General features: G+C 63.0%; 15 protein-coding genes. 3 read left to right on the top strand and 12 right to left on the bottom strand.

Annotated features, from left to right (window positions below; all coding sequences use genetic code 11):
- Window positions 1–433 precede the first annotated feature (433 nt).
- Both ACREBX_RS07520 and ACREBX_RS07515 read left to right on the top strand, forming a co-directional pair.
- A complete protein-coding gene (locus tag ACREBX_RS07520; RefSeq protein ID WP_431561129.1) occupies window positions 434–3,595 on the top strand; it encodes a TonB-dependent receptor domain-containing protein in 3,162 nt (1,053 codons plus the stop codon).
- Between the two features lie 151 nt (window positions 3,596–3,746).
- Window positions 3,747–4,661: a 2OG-Fe(II) oxygenase gene (locus tag ACREBX_RS07515; protein WP_431561128.1), complete on the top strand. Its 915-nt coding sequence runs from the start codon at window positions 3,747–3,749 to the stop codon at window positions 4,659–4,661.
- Here ACREBX_RS07515 and alr read toward each other — a convergent pair.
- Complete coding sequence (gene alr, locus ACREBX_RS07510) at window positions 4,658–5,707, bottom strand: alanine racemase (protein WP_431561127.1); 1,050 nt, start codon at window positions 5,705–5,707, stop codon at window positions 4,658–4,660. The two genes, ACREBX_RS07515 and alr, sit on opposite strands and share 4 nt — an antisense overlap.
- Window positions 5,708–5,750: 43 nt before the next feature.
- Window positions 5,751–7,379, bottom strand: coding sequence for an MFS transporter (locus ACREBX_RS07505; RefSeq protein WP_431561126.1), 1,629 nt, complete (start codon window positions 7,377–7,379; stop codon window positions 5,751–5,753).
- Between the two features lie 106 nt (window positions 7,380–7,485).
- Here ACREBX_RS07505 and ACREBX_RS07500 point away from each other — a divergent pair, with 106 nt between their 5' ends.
- Window positions 7,486–8,250 carry a cyclase family protein gene (locus ACREBX_RS07500; RefSeq protein WP_431561125.1) on the top strand — a complete coding sequence of 255 codons (765 nt, stop codon included), beginning with the start codon at window positions 7,486–7,488 and terminating at the stop codon, window positions 8,248–8,250.
- Here the strand turns inward: ACREBX_RS07500 and ACREBX_RS07495 are convergent.
- From ACREBX_RS07495 to ACREBX_RS07450, 10 genes are all read right to left on the bottom strand, one after another.
- Window positions 8,247–8,654 (bottom strand): MAPEG family protein, encoded by a 408-nt coding sequence (locus tag ACREBX_RS07495; RefSeq protein WP_431561124.1) that lies wholly within the window; start codon window positions 8,652–8,654, stop codon window positions 8,247–8,249. The genes ACREBX_RS07500 and ACREBX_RS07495 overlap by 4 nt on opposite strands.
- A 53-nt stretch (window positions 8,655–8,707) precedes the next feature.
- Window positions 8,708–9,718: an alpha/beta hydrolase gene (locus ACREBX_RS07490; RefSeq protein WP_431561123.1), complete on the bottom strand. Its 1,011-nt coding sequence runs from the start codon at window positions 9,716–9,718 to the stop codon at window positions 8,708–8,710.
- Window positions 9,719–9,784: 66 nt separating this feature from the next.
- The gene (locus tag ACREBX_RS07485; RefSeq protein ID WP_431561122.1) at window positions 9,785–10,156 is read right to left on the bottom strand and encodes a tRNA-binding protein; all 372 of its coding nucleotides are present in this window, start codon (window positions 10,154–10,156) and stop codon (window positions 9,785–9,787) included.
- A 106-nt stretch (window positions 10,157–10,262) separates the two neighbouring features.
- Window positions 10,263–12,269 (bottom strand): biotin carboxylase N-terminal domain-containing protein, encoded by a 2,007-nt coding sequence (locus ACREBX_RS07480; protein ID WP_431561121.1) that lies wholly within the window; start codon window positions 12,267–12,269, stop codon window positions 10,263–10,265.
- A gap of 5 nt (window positions 12,270–12,274) precedes the next feature.
- Window positions 12,275–12,667 (bottom strand): lysozyme inhibitor LprI family protein, encoded by a 393-nt coding sequence (locus tag ACREBX_RS07475; protein ID WP_431561120.1) that lies wholly within the window; start codon window positions 12,665–12,667, stop codon window positions 12,275–12,277.
- Entirely contained in the window at window positions 12,664–13,695 is a 1,032-nt protein-coding gene (bioB, locus tag ACREBX_RS07470; protein WP_431561119.1) for a biotin synthase BioB, read from the bottom strand. The genes ACREBX_RS07475 and bioB overlap by 4 nt, the downstream gene beginning before the upstream one ends.
- Window positions 13,696–13,714: 19 nt before the next feature.
- Window positions 13,715–14,161 (bottom strand): hypothetical protein, encoded by a 447-nt coding sequence (locus ACREBX_RS07465; protein ID WP_431561118.1) that lies wholly within the window; start codon window positions 14,159–14,161, stop codon window positions 13,715–13,717.
- Window positions 14,158–16,305: a methylmalonyl-CoA mutase gene (scpA, locus tag ACREBX_RS07460; protein WP_431561117.1), complete on the bottom strand. Its 2,148-nt coding sequence runs from the start codon at window positions 16,303–16,305 to the stop codon at window positions 14,158–14,160. The genes ACREBX_RS07465 and scpA overlap by 4 nt, the downstream gene beginning before the upstream one ends.
- Window positions 16,306–16,490: 185 nt before the next feature.
- On the bottom strand, window positions 16,491–16,928 hold the full coding sequence (gene mce, locus ACREBX_RS07455) for a methylmalonyl-CoA epimerase (RefSeq protein WP_431561116.1): 438 nt from the start codon (window positions 16,926–16,928) through the stop codon (window positions 16,491–16,493).
- 1 nt (window position 16,929) lies between these two features.
- Entirely contained in the window at window positions 16,930–17,343 is a 414-nt protein-coding gene (locus ACREBX_RS07450) for a hypothetical protein (protein ID WP_431561115.1), read from the bottom strand.
- Window positions 17,344–17,347: the final 4 nt, after the last annotated feature.

The raw sequence follows: 17,347 nt of genomic DNA, 5'->3' as shown, positions 1-17,347 counted from the left end.
TAGCATCAAATAATGATGCATCGCAACATGCGCGGATTCGCGGCCGCTCGCGTGATGGAAACGATTCGCGATGGGCCGAATGGCACGAGCCTCTTTCGACGAGGCTCGTGCAGGTGGGTTCGGCGAACGACGGGGTTCTGCAAGCCGCCACGCTTGCCTTACGCAATTTCGTTTCAAAAGAAATCACTTCCATGGCATTTTTTGTGCCATGAGGGGGGCGGGATGGTTGTTCGTTTCAAGGAAGGGCACTTTGATTTCAAACGGCCCACCGTCATCCGGCACCGACCTGTTGCGAAAATGCCACAGCGACGCATCGGAGTCTGCTGACTGTCAGAAAAACTTCATCAAAAGCTTGTGCCCCCGAAAATTTCGGTCTTTCTAGAGCGCAATCCGTTCACTCCCACTTTTTGAACGGTAACCGGGGAAAATCACTATGAAGAAGACTAGCCTGCTAGTTCAGGGCTCCGCTCTGACTCTTGCTTTGTTCAGCGCAATGCCCGCGATGGCTCAGGAGGTCGCTCCTGCAGACGATACGGCGGAAGCGGCGGACGAAGGCACGATCGTCGTCACCGGCTCGCGCATTCGCAGCCCCAACCTTGAATCGGCCGTTCCCATTACGGCCATTTCGGGTGAAGAGTTCTTCCAGACCGGCCAGACCTCCGTTGGCGACGTGCTCAACGAACTTCCCGCTCTGCGCAGCACGTTCAGCCAGTCGAACGCCGGACGCTTTCTTGGCACCGTCGGCCTGAATCTGCTCGACCTTCGCGGCCTCGGCACCGAACGCACGCTCGTTCTGGTGAACGGCCGCCGTCACGTCGCAGCCGATCCGCTCGCCAGCGGCGTGTCGGTCGACGTCAACACCATTCCTGCGGATCTGATCGAGCGCGTCGAAATCGTGACGGGCGGCAGCTCGGCCGTTTACGGTTCGGACGCCATCGCCGGTGTCGTCAATTTCCAGCTCAAGAAGGACTTCGACGGCGCCCGCCTGCGCGCGCAGGGCGGCCTCAGCAAATATGGCGATGCAGGTTCGTACGTCGTCGCCGGCATGATCGGCAAGAACTTCGCCGACGGCCGCGGCAATGTCGTGCTCCACGGCGAATATGCGCATCAGGACATCGTGTATGGCGCGCAGCGCCCGCACATCCGGCGCAACGACGCCTTCGTCCAGGTCGACTCGGATCCGGGCGGCACGCCGAACGGCAGCGATGGCAATCCCGACCGCATCTTTTTCCGCGACATCCGCGGGTCGACCATTGCGAGCGCGGGCATGTTCTCGTTCGTCAATCCCGTCGCCAACGCGCGTTGCGGTCTCGGCACCAATCCGGGATCGTCGCAGCAAGCCTACAACTGTAACTTCCTCGTGACCGACGATGGGCGCACGCTGACGCCGCAGACCGGTACGCGTGCAGGTTTCGGCCCGAACGGCGTGTTCATCGGCGGCAACGGCCCGAGCAACCGTGAAGAGAACCTGATGGTTCTCTATCCGAACTACAACCGCTACAGCGCCAACCTGCTCGCGCACTACACGATCACGGACGCTCTCGAGCCCTTCGTCGAAGTGAAATATACGAAGACTCGCGCGCAGGGTCGCTCGAGCGGCCCGGCATTCGTGCAGGGCAGCTCGATCGACGCCGACCGTGAGCGTATTCGTCTCGACAACCCGTTCCTGACGCCGCAGATGCGCACGTTGATTACGCAGCAGATTCTTGCTTCGGGCGTCAATCCGAACCTGACCACGCCGACCCCGCTCACCGCTGCGCAGATCGCCTCGATCAACGCGGGCACCTTCCGGGTGGCGTATCGCAAGAACTTCACCGATCTGGGCGTTCGTAACGAAGATTCGGATCGCCGCACCTTCCGTGCCGTTGCCGGCCTTCGTGGCACGTTCAACGAAGATTGGCAGTATGAAGTTTCGGCGAACTACGGCGAATTCAAGGAAGATACCAAGGTTCTTGGCAACGTTAATCTCCAGCGCTTCCTGCTGTCGATCGACGCCGGCCTTGACCCGGTAACGAACACGATTCGCTGCCGTGCGCAGTTCGCTCCCCGTCCGGGTGGCGGCGATGGCATCGGCGGTGATTTCGCCGATGCCCAGCTTGCTGCGGACATCACGGCTTGCGTTCCGCTCAATCCGTTCGGACGCGGCGACGTAAGCGCGGCGCGCGACTATATCGTTCAAGACACGATTTCGCGTGCGACGCAGACGCAGTTCATCCTGAGCGCGTTCGTGAGCGGCGATTCGAGCCAGTGGTTCGAACTGCCCGGCGGCCCGGTCGGCTTCGCATTCGGTGGTGAATATCGCCGTGAAAAGCTGAAGTTCCAGGCCGATCCGCTCGTCGAAAATGGCATGACCTTCTATAACGCCCTGCCGACCTTCTCGGCTCCGGCGTTCGAAGTGAAGGAACTGTTCGGCGAACTTCGCCTTCCGCTGCTCTCCGACGTCCCGCTGGTTCGTGAACTGACGGTTAGCGCGGCTGGCCGCGTGGCCGACTATAAGGGCACGACGGGTACGGTGTTCGCTTACAATCTGAACACCGAATGGAAGCCGATCGAAGATTTGCGCCTCCGCGTGAACTATGCTCGCTCGGTTCGCGCCCCGAACCTGACCGAGACCGGATCGTCGATTGGCCAGAATTTTGCGCCGGGCTTCCAGGATCCGTGCCGTCCGGCCAACATCGGCGCCGGTTCGGCGACGCGTCAGGCCAATTGCCAGGCCGCGCTGGGCGCCAATTTCGCAGGCTTCGACCTTCCGGCCTATTCGCTCGAAACCCGGAGCGGTGGCAACGAGCTTCTGAAGCAGGAAAAGTCGGATTCGTGGACGATCGGCGGCGTGTACCAGCCGAGCTTCGCGCCCGGCCTGTCGCTCACGGTGGACTATTACAGCATCAAGGTCGATGATGTGATCACCTCGCCGAGTGCGCAGCAGATCGTCAATGCCTGTTATGACGCGGTGGATCTGAACAACCAGTTCTGCGATCTGTTCGATCGTCATGCCGGACCGGGTCAGGGTCCGGAAGACGAAGATCCGGGTCAGATTCTGGATGGTGACCTGTTGGTTATTCCGCTGAACTATGCGGCGCTGAAGGTTCGCGGTATCGACACCGAGATCGCCTATCGACACAATTTTGAAGGCTTCGGTACGATCAGCGCCAAGCTGAACTACACCCATGTGCTGCAGAACGACACGTTCCTCAATCCGTCCGACGCTGGCCGTGCCGACCGGTTGCTGTACGAGCTGGGCGATCCGCGTGATGAGTTCAAATTCGATTTCAACGTGAAGTCGGGCCAGGTCACCGTGGGTTACCAGCTGCGCTACATCGGCAAGATGGTTCTGAACCAGTATGAAGATATCTTCTCGGTTCAGGGACGCGCACCGCAGGATGCCGACTATGCAGATACCCAGTGGTATCCGTCGGTCGTCTATCATGACGCGCGCATCGGTTTCGATTTCAAGGAAAACTCGCAGTTCTACCTTGGCGTCGACAACTTCATGAACAAGAAGCCGCCGTTCGGCCTGACGGGTATCGGCGCAGGCAGCGGCATCTACGACGTTCGTGGGCGCTTCTTCTATGCCGGCGTGACCGCTAAGTTCTAATCGGCGATTACGAAAATTACGGGGGGGGGCCGGAGCGATCTGGCCCCCTTTTTTTTGTGGTCGAGGCCGTTACAGTTCAGCGATGGCGGACGGATCGATCATCGAACAATCAAACCGGCTCTTCGCGCAAGGCCGAAGTGAAGAAGGGGTCGTGCTGTTGACGCAAGCCGGCGAAGGCGGCGACGTCGATGCGCTGATGCAGCTCGCCGTTCTCGATCTGACAGGAAGCCACGGCACTCCCCGAAATCTGCGCCGCGGCCGCGAGTGGTTACGGCGCGCGGTCGAAATCGGTCATGTCGACGGCGCGTTGATGGAAGTCGCACTGGTCGCGAATGGATCGGGCCAAGCGCATCCCGACTGGGCCGGCGCGCTGGCTTTGTTGCGAATAGCGGCGCGCGGCGATCCGGTCGCCGCGGAGCAGCTTGCGCTGGTCGAACGCATGTCCCTCGATAGACAAGGCCGACCTGCGGTGCTCCCGCGCGCCGAACCGCTTTCCGACACCCCCCATGTCATCCGCTATCCTTCGTTGCTCTCGCCCGGGGAATGCGCACGCGTCGCGGCGGTGGCGGGACCGATGCTCGAACCGTCCGCGATCGTCGATGCCGGCGGTCAACTCCGCCCGCATCCGATCCGCACGGCGATGGCCGCCGTCATCGGGCCTGCAAACGAAGATCTTGTCATTCGTGCGATCAACCACCGCCTTGCCGCGGTCACCGGCACGGCGACCGAACAGGGCGAACCGCTGTCGGTCATGCGTTATGACATCTCGCAGCAATACCGGATGCATATCGACGCGCTGTCGGGCACGAACAACCAGCGGATCAAGACCGCCATCATCTATTTGAACCACGGCTATGAAGGCGGCGAAACGCTGTTCGAGTACGGCCCGAGAATCGCCGGGCGACAGGGCGACGCCATCGTCTTCGACAATGTCAAAAGCGATGGATCGCCCGATCCCGTATCGCGCCACGCCGGCCTGCCCGTCATTCGGGGCGTCAAGTGGATCGCGACGCGGTGGATCCGTGAGGCCAGCTATGATCCGTGGACTTATCGCCCGGGAATCTAGCTCCACATCCGTTCGAACCGGGCGCTAAGACCGGTCAGCAACTCATATTGCGACAGTCCGCTGCGCGCAGCGGTCGCTGGCAGGTCATAATCGAGCGCAAGCCAGTCGCCCTCGTCGATCGCGCCCGCGTCGCTGGCATCGAATGCGGTGAGGTCCATCGACACGCGGCCGATCAGCGGCAGCGCGTGTCCCTGCCATGCCGCACCGCCGCCCATTCCCGCATGGCATCGCAGATAGCCGTCGGCGTAGCCCAAATTGGCGACGGCGATCCGGCTATCGCGGCCTGCGGTCCAGGTCGCGCCATAACCCACCGTCTCACCCTCGCGCACCGTGCGTAGTTGCAGCACGCGCGTCTCGGGGTAAACGACCTGGCGAATATGACCCTGCGCCTCATGTCGCGGAGTTCCACCGTAAAGCGCAATGCCGGTGCGCGTCAGGTCGAACGCGTAGTCGGGGCCAAGGCAGATGCCGGCGCTGTTGGCGAGGCTGTATCGCCGCGCGGGAACAGCCTGCCGGATTGCCTGGAATGCCGCCAATTGCCGCGCATTCTGGTCGCTATCCTCATCGGCCGACGCCAGATGGCTGAGCAGGGTTTCGATGGAAAGCCCGTCGAGCGCGCCGCCCATAGCTTCGTCGATGCGCAGGCCAAGGCGGTTCATTCCGGTATCGACCATCACGTCGCACGGCTGCCCTTCCCCGGCTTCGCGCCAGCGCGCGACCTGTTCGAGACTGTTCAGCACCGGCCGCGCTGGAAGCATGCGCGCGGCGACCATGTCGCTAGCCCCGACGCCGTGCAGCACCGACAGCGACACGCCTTCGGGCAGGGGCATCAGCGCCGCCGCCTCGGCCCAGGTCGCGACGAAAAAGTCGCGGCAGCCGGCGGCGGCGAGGTGCCGCATGACGCTGCGCGCGCCAAGGCTGTAGCCGTCGGCCTTGATCGCGGCGCCGCACGCCGCGCCGCCGCTCTGGCTGGCCAGCCAGCGCCAGTTGGCGATGAGGGCATGGCTGTCGAGACGGAGGCGGAGCGGCGACGGAACTTCGATCATGCCCTGCCCCTATACAGCTTCGCAGGCTGCGCCAATGGGGTGATCAGCGGGCGGCGGGCTTGTCCCACTGCCCTTCGACCGGGTCCTTGAGCATGAAGGCGGTCACGAGAAAAGCGACGAACACCACGCCCCAAGTGTACCATAGCCCGGCATAGGCGTTGCCGGTCTTCGCTATGATGAAGCTTGCGATCAGTGGCAGAAAGCCGCCGAAATAGCCGGTGCCGAGGTGATAGGGGATCGACAGCGACGAATAGCGGACGTGCGGTGGGAACATTTCGGACAGCAGCGCCGCGACGGGGCCATAAGTGAAGCCCGACAGCGCGCTGAGGCCGAGCAGCGCGAGGAAGATGATGACGATGCTGCCGACGCTCGGAATCTGCTTGGCGAAATCATAACCCATCGTTTCGAGCGCGGGCTGCAGCAGCGCGGGATCTTCGCTCGCGACCTCGCGATTGCCGATACGGATCTTGACGCTGTCAAAACCGCTATCGGTTTGAGCGACTGTATAGGGGACGCCGAGTTTCGTCAGCTCGCCCAGCGAGCGGCCGCATACGGTTTCCTGTTTCTGCGCAAAGGGATCGAAGCTGCACTGCGATCCGGTGACGGTCACCGGTGCGCGCCCGGCGGCGGCGGACAGCGTGGGGTTGGCGACGCTGCCCATCCACCAGAAGAGCGGGAACAGCAGCACGAGCGTCGCGGCATAGCCCCACACGATCGGTTTCTTGCGCCCGATGCGATCCGAGAGACGCCCCGCCCAGATGAAGAAGATCATGCCGACCGCAGCGGCACATCCGACGATGATTTCGGCGGCGGTGTCCTCAACCTTCATTGGCCCCTTGAGGAACGACAGGCCCGAGAACATCGCGGTGTACCAGATGACGGTGAGACCCGCTGCGATGCCGAACAGCGCGATGAAGATGCGGCGCGGGTTGCCGGGGTAAGTGAAGCTTTCCTTCAGCGGATTCTTCGCGAGTTCACCCTGCTGCTTCATCGCCTGGAACACGGGGCTTTCGGACAGCTTGAGGCGCATCCACAGCGAAATGGCGAGCAGAATGATCGAGAGCAGGAAGGGCACGCGCCAGCCCCAGCTTTCCCAGATCGCGTCGGGCATCAGCGCCTTGCAGCCGAGCACGACGATCAGGCTGAGCACGAAACCGCCGACGACGCTCGCCTGGATGAAGCTGGTGTAGAAACCGCGCTTTCCGGGGGGCGAATGTTCGGCGACATAGACCGCCGCGCCGCCATATTCGCCGCCGAGCGCGAGCCCCTGCAGGATGCGGAGCAGGATGACGATGATCGGTGCGGCGATGCCGATGGTCGCCGCCGACGGGATCATGCCGACGCCTGCGGTGGCAATGCCCATCAGCGTAACGGTGACGAGGAAGGTGTATTTGCGCCCGAGCCGGTCGCCGAGGAAACCGAAGAGGACGGCGCCCAAGGGACGGAAACCGAAGCCGACCGCGAACCCGGCCCAGACGAGCAGAGTTTCGAGCGTCGCATTGTCGCTGGGGAAAAATGCCTTGCCGATGATCGCCGCGAGCGTGCCGTAGATGAAGAAATCATACCATTCGAACACGGTGCCCGCCGACGAGGCGGCGATGACCATGCGGATGTCTTTCTTGCTCGGCTGATAGGCCGCGCCATGGTCGGCGACGGCGGCACTGTCGGTCATACACTCTCCCCGCCCCATTGCATGGGGCTTTGGCCCTTCTCTACCGGGCAAGCGCCATCGCGCAAGCCTTCTTGGCGCGGCGTCATTCCGGTGGCAGGATGCCCCCATGCAGTTCATCGACCTTTCGATCCCGATCACCAACGACGTCATATCCGACCCGCCGGTGATGCGCCCCAACATCACCTATATGACCCATGAGAATACGTGGGAGCAGATCGCGATGTTCTTTCCCGGGCTGACGCGCGAGGATTTGCCCGACGGCGAAGGCTGGGCGGTCGAGATGCTGTCGCTCAGCACCCACAATGGCACGCATATGGACGCGCCGTGGCATTATCATTCGACGACCGACAGCGGCGCGAGCCCTGCCCCGTCGATCGACGAAGCGCCGCTCGACCTCTTCTTTCGTCCGGGGGTGAAGCTCGACTTTTCGGATCGTGCGCATGGCCATGTCGTGAGCGGCGCCGAAGTCGAGGCCGAATTCGCGCGGATCGGGCACGCACTCCAGCCGTTCGACATCGTGCTTGTCCAGTCGGGCGCACTCTATGGCACTGACAATTTCACCGATCAGGGCTGCGGCATGGGGGCCGAAGCGACGCTCTATCTGACGAAGCGCGGCGTGCAGGTTGTCGGCACCGACGCGTGGAGTTGGGACGCGCCGTTCAGCCACACCGCCAAGCGCTGGGCCGAGACGCGCGACCCGTCGATCATCTGGGAAGGCCATAAGGCGGGGCGCATCCGCCCCTATTACCAGATCGAAAAACTGACCAATCTGGCGGCGATACCCGCAACGGGCTTCACCTTCAGCTGCTTCCCGGTGAAGATCGAGCGCGCAAGCGCGGGGTGGATACGTGCGGTGGCGCTGGTCGACTAAAGGTTCATCGTCGCCAGAATCCACAGCGTCCAGCCGGCCAGCGCCAGCAACGCGCCGAAGGTTACAAGGACACCAACCTGGCGTCCGAGCGGTGCCTTCCCCGGTTCGGAAGGCGTATAGAGCCCGATGACATGCGCGACGCGGCCGAGCAGGAAGGTCGCGCCGATGATCATCAACCCCATATGATCGGCGCGCGCGGTTTCGAGCAAGCCGAGCAGGATGATCGTGATCGGCGCATATTCGGCCAGATTGCCATGCGCGCGGCTGGCGCTGATCAGCTTGGCATCGCCATGGTCGCCGAACGCCGCCTTTACTCGCAGTCGCTGGCGTACCGTGTCGATCGCGGTGACAAGCAGCAGCAGCGCGCAAATAGCCGCGACGAACGCGGTTACCGGTAAAGTCATTGTCCCTCTCCCCTGTTTCCCATGCCCAGCCTAGCCGGTCGTTCGCCGATTGGCTATTCGCGAGGCTTGTTGCCGAGCTTGGCCTCGAGAAACGCGAGGATGCGCATCTCGACCGGCGTGCGGCTGACATCGCCGCCCAGGCTGACCGCGCCCATCGGGTAGAAATGGCCAAAGCCCGGCACCCACGCGGTCTCGGCCGCGATACCTTTGCCCGCCAGCGCCTTGGCCGCGTAGCGCGTTCCGGACTGGATGCCCTCCAGGTCGTTCTGGGCGACGAAGAAGAGCGCCGGCGGCATGCCCGGCTGGACGGTTTCGAAGAGGTTGTAGCCGCTCACCCCGCCGGATAGCGCGAAGACCGCCTTGACCGGCGTGCCGATGCCATAAGCGGTGTTGAGCGCGGTGATCGCGCCCGCCGAAAAGCCGCCGAGCGCGATCCGATCGGTATCGACCCCAAACTTGCCCGCATGGCGACGGATGAATTCGGTCGCCATTGCCATATCTTCCGCCGCGCCAAGGATGCTGCGCCAATATTGGTCGCGCGTCGCATCGTCGAGCGGCGGCAGCCCCATGCGTTGGCGCACGATCTCGATACGCGCGAGCGCCGCGGGCGACAGGTTGGCCGACTTTGGAATCAGCTTCTTTTCGTCGACGGGTTTCGCGAGGCCGGGGTCCTCCTGCGTCAGGCGATAATCGATCGAGAAGCAGACATAACCATCGCGCGCGAAGCGGCGGCAATAGTCGGCCATCGAGCTGTCCTGTGCGCCATCCTCTATAAAGCGCTCCTCGCCCTTGCTGCCGCGATGGAAGGCACCGCCGAACGCCATGATGACCGCGGGGCGGTTCGCGAGTGGCTTGCCGTCGGCGACCGGGCGATAGACGTCGAGGAGCAGGTCGCGTGTCCGCGGCCGATTTTGCGAGGCACTGATCTCGGCGCGGCCATAGACGAGATTGCGGGTCAGCTGGACATCATAGTCGCGCTTGACGTCCACCTCGGCCGCGGCCGATATGGGCAGCAGCATAGCGCAGGCAGCCGCGGCGAAGGCAGCTTTCAGCAAGGTCATCATCCCCTCTCCCTCTGTTCTTTGCGCCAGCCTAGCGGCGAAAGGCGCGGGAGCAACAGCAGAGAGGAATCAGAAGAGGCGCGAGCCGTTCGGTACGGGATGGTCAGGCGCAAAGAGGATCACTGCGCCGTCCTCGTCGGCAAAGCCGAGCGTCAGCACCTCCGACATGAACTTGCCGATCTGGCGCGGCGGGAAGTTGACGACCGCGGCGACCTGACGCCCCGCCAGATCTTCGAGCGCATAGCGGTCGACAATCTGCGCGCTGCTTTTCTTCACCCCGATCGCGGGGCCGAAGTCGATCTTCAGCTTGAATGCCGGTTTGTTGGCCTCGGGAAAGGGCTCGGCTTCGATAATCGTGCCGATGCGGATGTCGACGCGGAGAAAATCGTCGAAGGCGATGGGATCGGCTGCCGGAGCGTCATTGTCGTGATTGAGGTGCATTTCTTGAATCCGTCATTGCGAGCGAAGCGAAGCAATCCAGAGCGGGGCTACGCCGCACTGGATTGCTTCGTCGCTTCGCTCCTCGCAATGACGAAGTGCAGAAAAGCTATTCCATTTCCAAAATCACCGCATCGACCGCGAGGCTGTCACCCTGCGAGGCGTTGACACTCTTCACCGTGCCCGATTTTTCGGCGCGGAGGATGTTTTCCATCTTCATCGCCTCGACCGTCGCGAGCGGTTGGCCCGCCTCGACCTTGTCGCCCTCGCCGACGTGCAGCGTGACGAGCAGGCCCGGCATCGGGCAGATGAGGAATTTCGACAGATCGGGGGGGATCTTTTCGATCATATGCTGGGTCAGCGCCGCGATATGCCACGGCAGCACGCGGACGTCATGGATGTGCCCGCGCGTCGTCATGCGCCAGCCCGTGCGCGTCTTCGCGACCTTTACCGCGAGTTCGGTTTCGTCGATCTCGGCGACGACCAGCCGGTCGCCGGGCGTATATTCGAGCGCGATGTCGATCCGGTCGCCCTCGACCTTGATATGCTTCTCGCCGATCTTGACCTTGTACGGCGCGCCATCGATCGACACCTGCCATTTCGCAGGTGGCTCCAGCCGGTCGCCGAGCTGGCCGTCGGTGCGGCGCGCACGGTCGGCCTCGGCGCTCGCCATGAAACCCGCGATCGCCGCGAGCGCGCGCGCGATCGTCGCATCGGTCGGCGCGCCGTGGAAGCCCTCGGGATATTCCTCGGCGATGAAGCCCGTCGTCAATTCGCCCGAGCGGAAACGCGGATGCTGCATGATCGCCGAGACGAAATCGATATTATGGCCGAGCCCTTCGATTTCGAAGCGGTCGAGCGCTGCGATCTGGAGGTCGGCCGCCTCGTCGCGCGTTTCGCCCCAGGTGACCAGCTTGGCGATCATGGGGTCGTAGAAGATCGACACTTCGCCGCCCTCTTCGACCCCGGCATCGACGCGCACGCCGTCGACGCCGCGCTCATCGCCTTCCCACGCCGGAACGGGGGTACGATAGCGCACGAGCCGCCCGGTCGAAGGCAGGAAGCCGCGATAGGGATCCTCGGCATAGACGCGGTTCTCGATCGCCCAGCCGTCGATCCTGACGTCATCCTGCGTCATCTCGAGCTTCTCGCCCGCCGCAACGCGGATCATCTGCTCGACGAGGTCGATGCCGGTGATCGCCTCGGTCACCGGATGTTCGACCTGCAGCCGCGTGTTCATTTCGAGGAAATAGAAGCTCTCGCCCGTCGGGTCGGCGCCCGACACGATCAGCTCGACCGTGCCCGCGCTGTAATAGCCGACGGCACGCGCCAGTGCGACGCACTGCTCGCCCATCGCTTTGCGCATCTTCTCGGTCACGAAGGGCGACGGCGCTTCCTCGACCACCTTCTGGTGGCGGCGCTGGATGCTGCATTCGCGTTCGTTGAGGTACAGGATGTTGCCATGCTGGTCGCCGAGGATCTGGATCTCGATATGGCGCGGATTGAGAATGAATTTCTCGATAAAGACGCGGTCGTCGCCGAAACTGTTGAGCCCCTCGCGCTTGGTCGCCTCGAAACCCTCGCGGACGTCCTTTTCGTCATAGGCGAGGCGCATGCCCTTTCCGCCGCCACCCGCCGACGCCTTCATCATCACCGGATAGCCGATCTCGTTCGAAATCCGCACCGCATGTTCGGTATCGTCGATCTCGCCGACGAAGCCGGGAACGACATTGACCCCCGCCTTCATCGCGAGCTTCTTGGACTCGATCTTGTCGCCCATCGCGGCGATCGCGTTCGCCGGCGGGCCGACAAAGGCGACGCCTTCCTTGGCGAGCGCCTCGGCAAAGCTGGTGCGTTCGGACAGGAAGCCATAGCCCGGATGCACCGCCTCGGCGCCCGTCGCCTTGCATGCGGCGATGATCTTGTCGGCGATCAGATAGGATTCGGACGCCGGCGAAGCACCGATGTGCACCGCCTCGTCGGCCATCTGGACGAATGGCGCGCGCGCGTCGGCGTCCGAATAGACGGCGACGGTCGCGATGCCCATGCGCCGCGCGGTCTTGATGACGCGGCAAGCGATTTCGCCGCGGTTGGCGATCAGGATTTTCTTGAACATCGGTCTCAATATTCCTCAATCAGGTCTTTGAGTTGCTTGGTGCGGGCGTCGGTAAGTTGCGTCTGACATCCGCTGATCACCATCGGTTCGGCCGAGCCGCCACGCATCGTGTAGCCCTCACTCGCGCATTGCTTGTCGCGGTAGGTCAGCCACGCACGCTGCGCGGCGAGAAGCGTGTCGAAATAGCCGGGACGGTTGTCCTGCGTGCGGTCGAAGCTGGCGTCGATTGCCTTCATGCGCGCCGCCGTCACCTTCCACTGGGCGTTCATCGCGGCGTCGGCGCGCTCGAACTCCTTGTAGGCGCAGGCGTTGAGCTCGAACTGCGCCATCGCATTGTCGCAATCGATCTCGGGATCCTGGGCGGCGGCGGCCAGAGCCAAGAGCGCGGAAAGGATCATTCAGCGGCTTCCATCTGCGCGCGCATCGGCTCTTCGCTCTCCATCGGGCGCAGCCCCAGCTTCGCGAACAGCGCCGCGTCGGCATTGTCGCCGCGGTTGCCGGTGGTGAGCAGCTTGTCGCCGGTGAAGATGCTGTTCGCGCCCGCCATGAAGCAGAGCGCCTGTGTCGCCTCGGACATGCTCTCGCGCCCCGCCGACAGGCGGACCATCGATTTCGGCATGGTGATGCGCGCGACCGCGATGGTGCGGACGAATTCGATGTCGTCGATCTTTGCGAGCGGGGTATCGGCAAGCATGTCGCCGAGCACGGTGCCCTTCACCGGCACCAGCGCGTTCACCGGCACGCTGCCCGGATGTTCGGGCAGGGTCGCGAGCGCGTGGACGAAGCCGACCCGGTCGGCCCGCGTCTCGCCCAGCCCGACGATGCCGCCCGAGCAGACGTTGATCCCGGCATTGCGGACTTCCTCAAGCGTATCGAGCCGATCCTGAAAGGTGCGGGTCGAGATGATATTCTCGTAATTCTCGGGGCTCGTGTCGATATTATGGTTGTAATAGTCGAGCCCCGCGACTGCGAGCGTCTGCGCCTGTTCCTTCGTCAGCATGCCCAGCGTCATGCAGGTTTCCATGCCCATCTGGCGCACGCCCTCGACCATCTCGACGATCGCGGGCATGTCGCGCTCCTTGGGGTTGCGCCAGGCGGCGCCCATGCAAAAGCGCTTCGAGCCCGAATCCTTCGCCTGCGCCGCCGCCTGCAACACCGCGCGCACGTCCATCAGCTTGGTGGCCTTGAGCCCGCTGTCGGCGCTCTTCGACTGCGAGCAATAGCCGCAATCCTCGGCGCAGCCGCCGGTCTTGATGCTGAGCAGCGTGCAAAGCTGGACCTCGCCGCGCGCGTGATGGCGGCGGTGGACGCCCTGCGCCTCCCACATCAGCTCGTCGAACGGCAGGTCGAACAGTTCGGCGATTTCCTCACGCGTCCAGTCGGTGCGCGGCAGATCGTCTTGCGGGGCAGTTTGGGAGAGGTTCATGATCGTCGACCCTTCGTGGTTATTTGCAGAAGCGCTCGAGCGCGGCGCCATAGAATTCGATCGTCGGCGTTTCGCCGAACATGTCCTGATAATTGCCGTCCGCCCATGGCCGGCGATCGCCATAGCTGATCGTCACCTGCCGTCCGGTTTCGGCGCTGCGATATTCCCCGACCCCATAAAGCGCGAAGTCGATATCGGCTTCGGGATCGTCGCAGTTGAGGCGGATCAGCCCCTTGTTCACATATTTGTCGTTCGTCTCGAAATAGACGTCGCGCCACGCGCCGTCGCTCTTTTCGAGACGGCCGTACCAGTTGGTGAAATAGACATCGTCGATCTGCTGCTTGTAGATCCACTCGACGGCGACATCCTTGCGAAACTCGCTCGGACGGCTCGCGGGTTCGGCGTGCGCCGAAACCGCCGCGATGGCGCCAAATCCGGCGATCATCAGGCGAAGCGAACGGTTCAAGCGGCATCCTCCAGCGGCGGCATATTATGGCCGAGCAGGCGCAGCACATCGGCGGCGCATTCGACCACATTGCTGCCGGGGCCATAGATGCCCTGCACGCCTGCGTCGCGGAGATATTGATAGTCCTGCGGCGGAATGACCCCGCCGGCGATCACCTTGATGTCGCCGCGCCCCGCCTCTTTCAGCTTGTGGATAAGTTCGGGGATAAGTGTCTTGTGCCCCGCCGCAAGGCTCGACGCGCCGACGACGTCGACTTGCGCTTCGAGCGCGAGCACGACGGTTTCCTCGGGGGTCTGGAACAAGGGGCCCGATACGACGTCGAACCCCATATCCCCGAACGCCGAGGCAATGACATTCGCGCCGCGGTCGTGTCCGTCCTGCCCCATCTTGGCGACGAGCAATTTGGGTTTGCGCCCCATGCGGCGCTCGACCGCCTTCACCCCGTCGAGCACCTGCTGCCAGCGGCTGTCGCCTTCATAAGGCGCGGCATAGACGCCCTTGACCGGCGTCGGCTGCGTGCCGTAGCGCTCGAAACTTTCTTCCATCGCCGACGAAATCTCGCCGAGCGTTGCGCGAGCGCGCGCTGCTTCGACCGCGAGCGCGAGCAGGTTATTCTCGATGCTCGACTGGCCGGCGGCGCCGTCGCGCAGCGCTTTCAGCGCCGCCTGACATACGGCCTCATCGCGGTTCGCCTTGGTCTTGTTGATCCGTGCGATCTGGCCCTCGCGCACCTTGGCGTTATCGACCTCGAGCGTTTCGAGCAGATCCTCGTCCTTCAGGCGATATTTGTTCACGCCGACGATCACATCGTCGCCGCGGTCGACGCGTGCCTGACGCGCCGCGGCGGCGGTCTCGATCATCGCCTTGGGCCAGCCCGCCGCGACGGCCTTCGCCATCCCGCCTTCCTTCTCGACGCGCTCGATAATCTCCCACGCCTTGTCGACCAGCTCCTGCGTCAGCGCCTCGACATAATAGGAGCCGCCGAGCGGATCGACGACGTTGGTCATCCCAGTCTCTTCCTGGATGACGATCTGCGTGTTGCGCGCGATGCGCGCCGAGAAGTCGGTCGGCAGCGCGATCGCCTCGTCGAGCGCGTTGGTGTGGAGCGACTGGGTGCCGCCGAGCATCGCCGCCATCGCCTCGATCGTCGTGCGCATGACATTGTTATAGGGGTCCTGTTCGGTCAGCGAGACGCCGCTGGTCTGACAGTGCGTGCGCAGCATCTTCGACCGCTCGTCCTGGGCGCCGAGGTTGGTCATGACGCGGTGCCACAGCACGCGTGCGGCGCGCAGCTTCGCGATTTCCATGAAGAAGTTCATGCCGATCGCGAAGAAGAAGGACAGGCGCCCGGCGAACTTGTCGATGTCGAGGCCCGAGGCGACGCCGTAGCGGACATATTCGGCGCCGTCGGCGATCGTGAAGGCGAGTTCCTGCACCTGCGTCGCGCCGGCTTCCTGCATATGGTAGCCCGAAATCGAGATGCTGTTGAACTTGGGCATCTCGCGGCTGGTGTAGCCGAAGATGTCGCTGATGATCCGCATGCTCGGTTCGGGCGGGTAGATATAGGTGTTGCGGACCATGAACTCCTTCAGGATGTCGTTCTGGATGGTCCCGTCGAGCAGCTTGCGGTCGACCCCCTGCTCTTCGCCCGCGACGATGAAGAAGGCGAGGATGGGAATGACCGCGCCGTTCATCGTCATGCTGACCGACATCTTGTCGAGCGGGATGCCGTCGAACAGGATTTTCATATCCTCGACGCTGTCGATCGCGACCCCCGCCTTGCCGACATCGCCGACGACGCGCGGATGGTCGCTGTCATAACCGCGATGCGTGGCAAGGTCGAAGGCGACCGACAGGCCCTTCTGCCCCGCGGCGAGGTTGCGGCGATAGAAGGCGTTCGATTCCTCGGCGGTCGAAAAGCCCGCATATTGCCGGATCGTCCACGGCCGCCCCGCATACATCGACGCGCGCACGCCGCGCGTGAAAGGTGCGAAGCCGGGGATGCCGGGATCGACTGTCACATCTTCGGCGGTGTAGAGCGGCTTGACGTCGATCCCCTCGGCGGTGTGCCAGGTGAGGTCCTTGCCCTTCACTTCCTTGTCGGCGGCGACGGCCCATTGGTCGATGGTCGGTTTGTCGGTCATTCTGCAATCCCTATTCCCCTCTCCCCTTGCTGGAGAGGGATGTGAAGACTCGGCCGCTTTGCCGCCTAGTCGTAGCTGGGAGAGGGGCCGCGAACCACAGGCTCGCTAACCACCCCTCTCCAAGTTCCGGTAGGGGACAAGTCCCCAACCTCCACTTTCCTCTCCCGCAAGGGGAGAGGAGAAAATCAATGCGCCGCTTTCGGCGTCTCCATAATCTCGGTCAGCACCCCGCCCATATCCTTGGGGTGGAGGAAGAATATCAGCGTCCCATGCGCCCCGATCCGCGGTTCGCCCAGCACGCGCTTGCCCATCGCCTCGAACGCGGCCTTGGCGGCGTGGATGTCGGGGACTTCGTAGCACATATGATGCTGGCCTCCCGCCGGGTTCTTCTCAAGGAAGCTCGCGATCGAGGTGTTGCCGGGCAGCGGCTCGACCAGCTCGATCTGGGTGCCGTTGAGCCCGGTGTCGGTCGGCGTATCGACGAAACACACCTTCACCCCCTGCTCGGGCAGGTCGAACGGCTCATGAATCTGTGTCGCGCCCATGACGTCGCGGTAAAAGACAATGCTGTCGGCGATCGACGGCGTCGCAACGCCGATATGGTTGAGGCGGCCTAATTTCATCTCAATCAAACTCAATTTTGAGCAGTCCAAACTCGTCGCGAGTCAAATCTGCAAATATCTTATCCGTCTCTTCCAGATCACCAACCAGAGCTGGATCGAGGAGAGATTTTTCAAGCAGCGCCTTTGCTTCGCCAAGCCGCTTGTCATCCCAAAGCGAGTTGACCTTCGCCATGGTCCGATAAAAATGAACGTAAACAGGATCAACACCATAAGGGCCGGGCGGAGGAAGCTGAAGGTGAGTAGCCACTCCCACCTCGTCAAATTTTTTCCCCGATCGGATATTAGAAATCGCTCGTTGATTTACGCCGAAGTAGGAAGCGATCGCTTCGTTTTTGTCGCCCCGTTTAATCATTCCTTTGACGATGCTCGCGTCAGCGGAAGTTAGTTCAACGTCGTCACCATAGACCCTGCTCATAATG

Origin of the sequence: Sphingopyxis sp., from assembly GCF_050725655.1 — a bacterium.
In the GTDB taxonomy this organism is placed as follows: Bacteria; Pseudomonadota; Alphaproteobacteria; order Sphingomonadales; family Sphingomonadaceae; genus Sphingopyxis.
Note: the sequence above shows the minus strand (reverse complement) of the source record. Positions and strands in the feature narration are given on the sequence as shown.

Coding starts and splice junctions, on each gene's coding strand:
- ACREBX_RS07520 (WP_431561129.1), top strand. CDS start 434: ATGAAGAAGACTAGCCTGCTAGTTCAGGGCTCCGCTCTGACTCTTGCT.
- alr (WP_431561127.1), bottom strand. CDS start 5,707: ATGATCGAAGTTCCGTCGCCGCTCCGCCTCCGTCTCGACAGCCATGCC.
- ACREBX_RS07505 (WP_431561126.1), bottom strand. CDS start 7,379: ATGACCGACAGTGCCGCCGTCGCCGACCATGGCGCGGCCTATCAGCCG.
- ACREBX_RS07500 (WP_431561125.1), top strand. CDS start 7,486: ATGCAGTTCATCGACCTTTCGATCCCGATCACCAACGACGTCATATCC.
- ACREBX_RS07495 (WP_431561124.1), bottom strand. CDS start 8,654: ATGACTTTACCGGTAACCGCGTTCGTCGCGGCTATTTGCGCGCTGCTG.
- ACREBX_RS07490 (WP_431561123.1), bottom strand. CDS start 9,718: ATGATGACCTTGCTGAAAGCTGCCTTCGCCGCGGCTGCCTGCGCTATG.
- ACREBX_RS07485 (WP_431561122.1), bottom strand. CDS start 10,156: ATGCACCTCAATCACGACAATGACGCTCCGGCAGCCGATCCCATCGCC.
- ACREBX_RS07480 (WP_431561121.1), bottom strand. CDS start 12,269: ATGTTCAAGAAAATCCTGATCGCCAACCGCGGCGAAATCGCTTGCCGC.
- ACREBX_RS07475 (WP_431561120.1), bottom strand. CDS start 12,667: ATGATCCTTTCCGCGCTCTTGGCTCTGGCCGCCGCCGCCCAGGATCCC.
- bioB (WP_431561119.1), bottom strand. CDS start 13,695: ATGAACCTCTCCCAAACTGCCCCGCAAGACGATCTGCCGCGCACCGAC.
- scpA (WP_431561117.1), bottom strand. CDS start 16,305: ATGACCGACAAACCGACCATCGACCAATGGGCCGTCGCCGCCGACAAG.
- mce (WP_431561116.1), bottom strand. CDS start 16,928: ATGAAATTAGGCCGCCTCAACCATATCGGCGTTGCGACGCCGTCGATC.
- ACREBX_RS07450 (WP_431561115.1), bottom strand. CDS start 17,343: ATGAGCAGGGTCTATGGTGACGACGTTGAACTAACTTCCGCTGACGCG.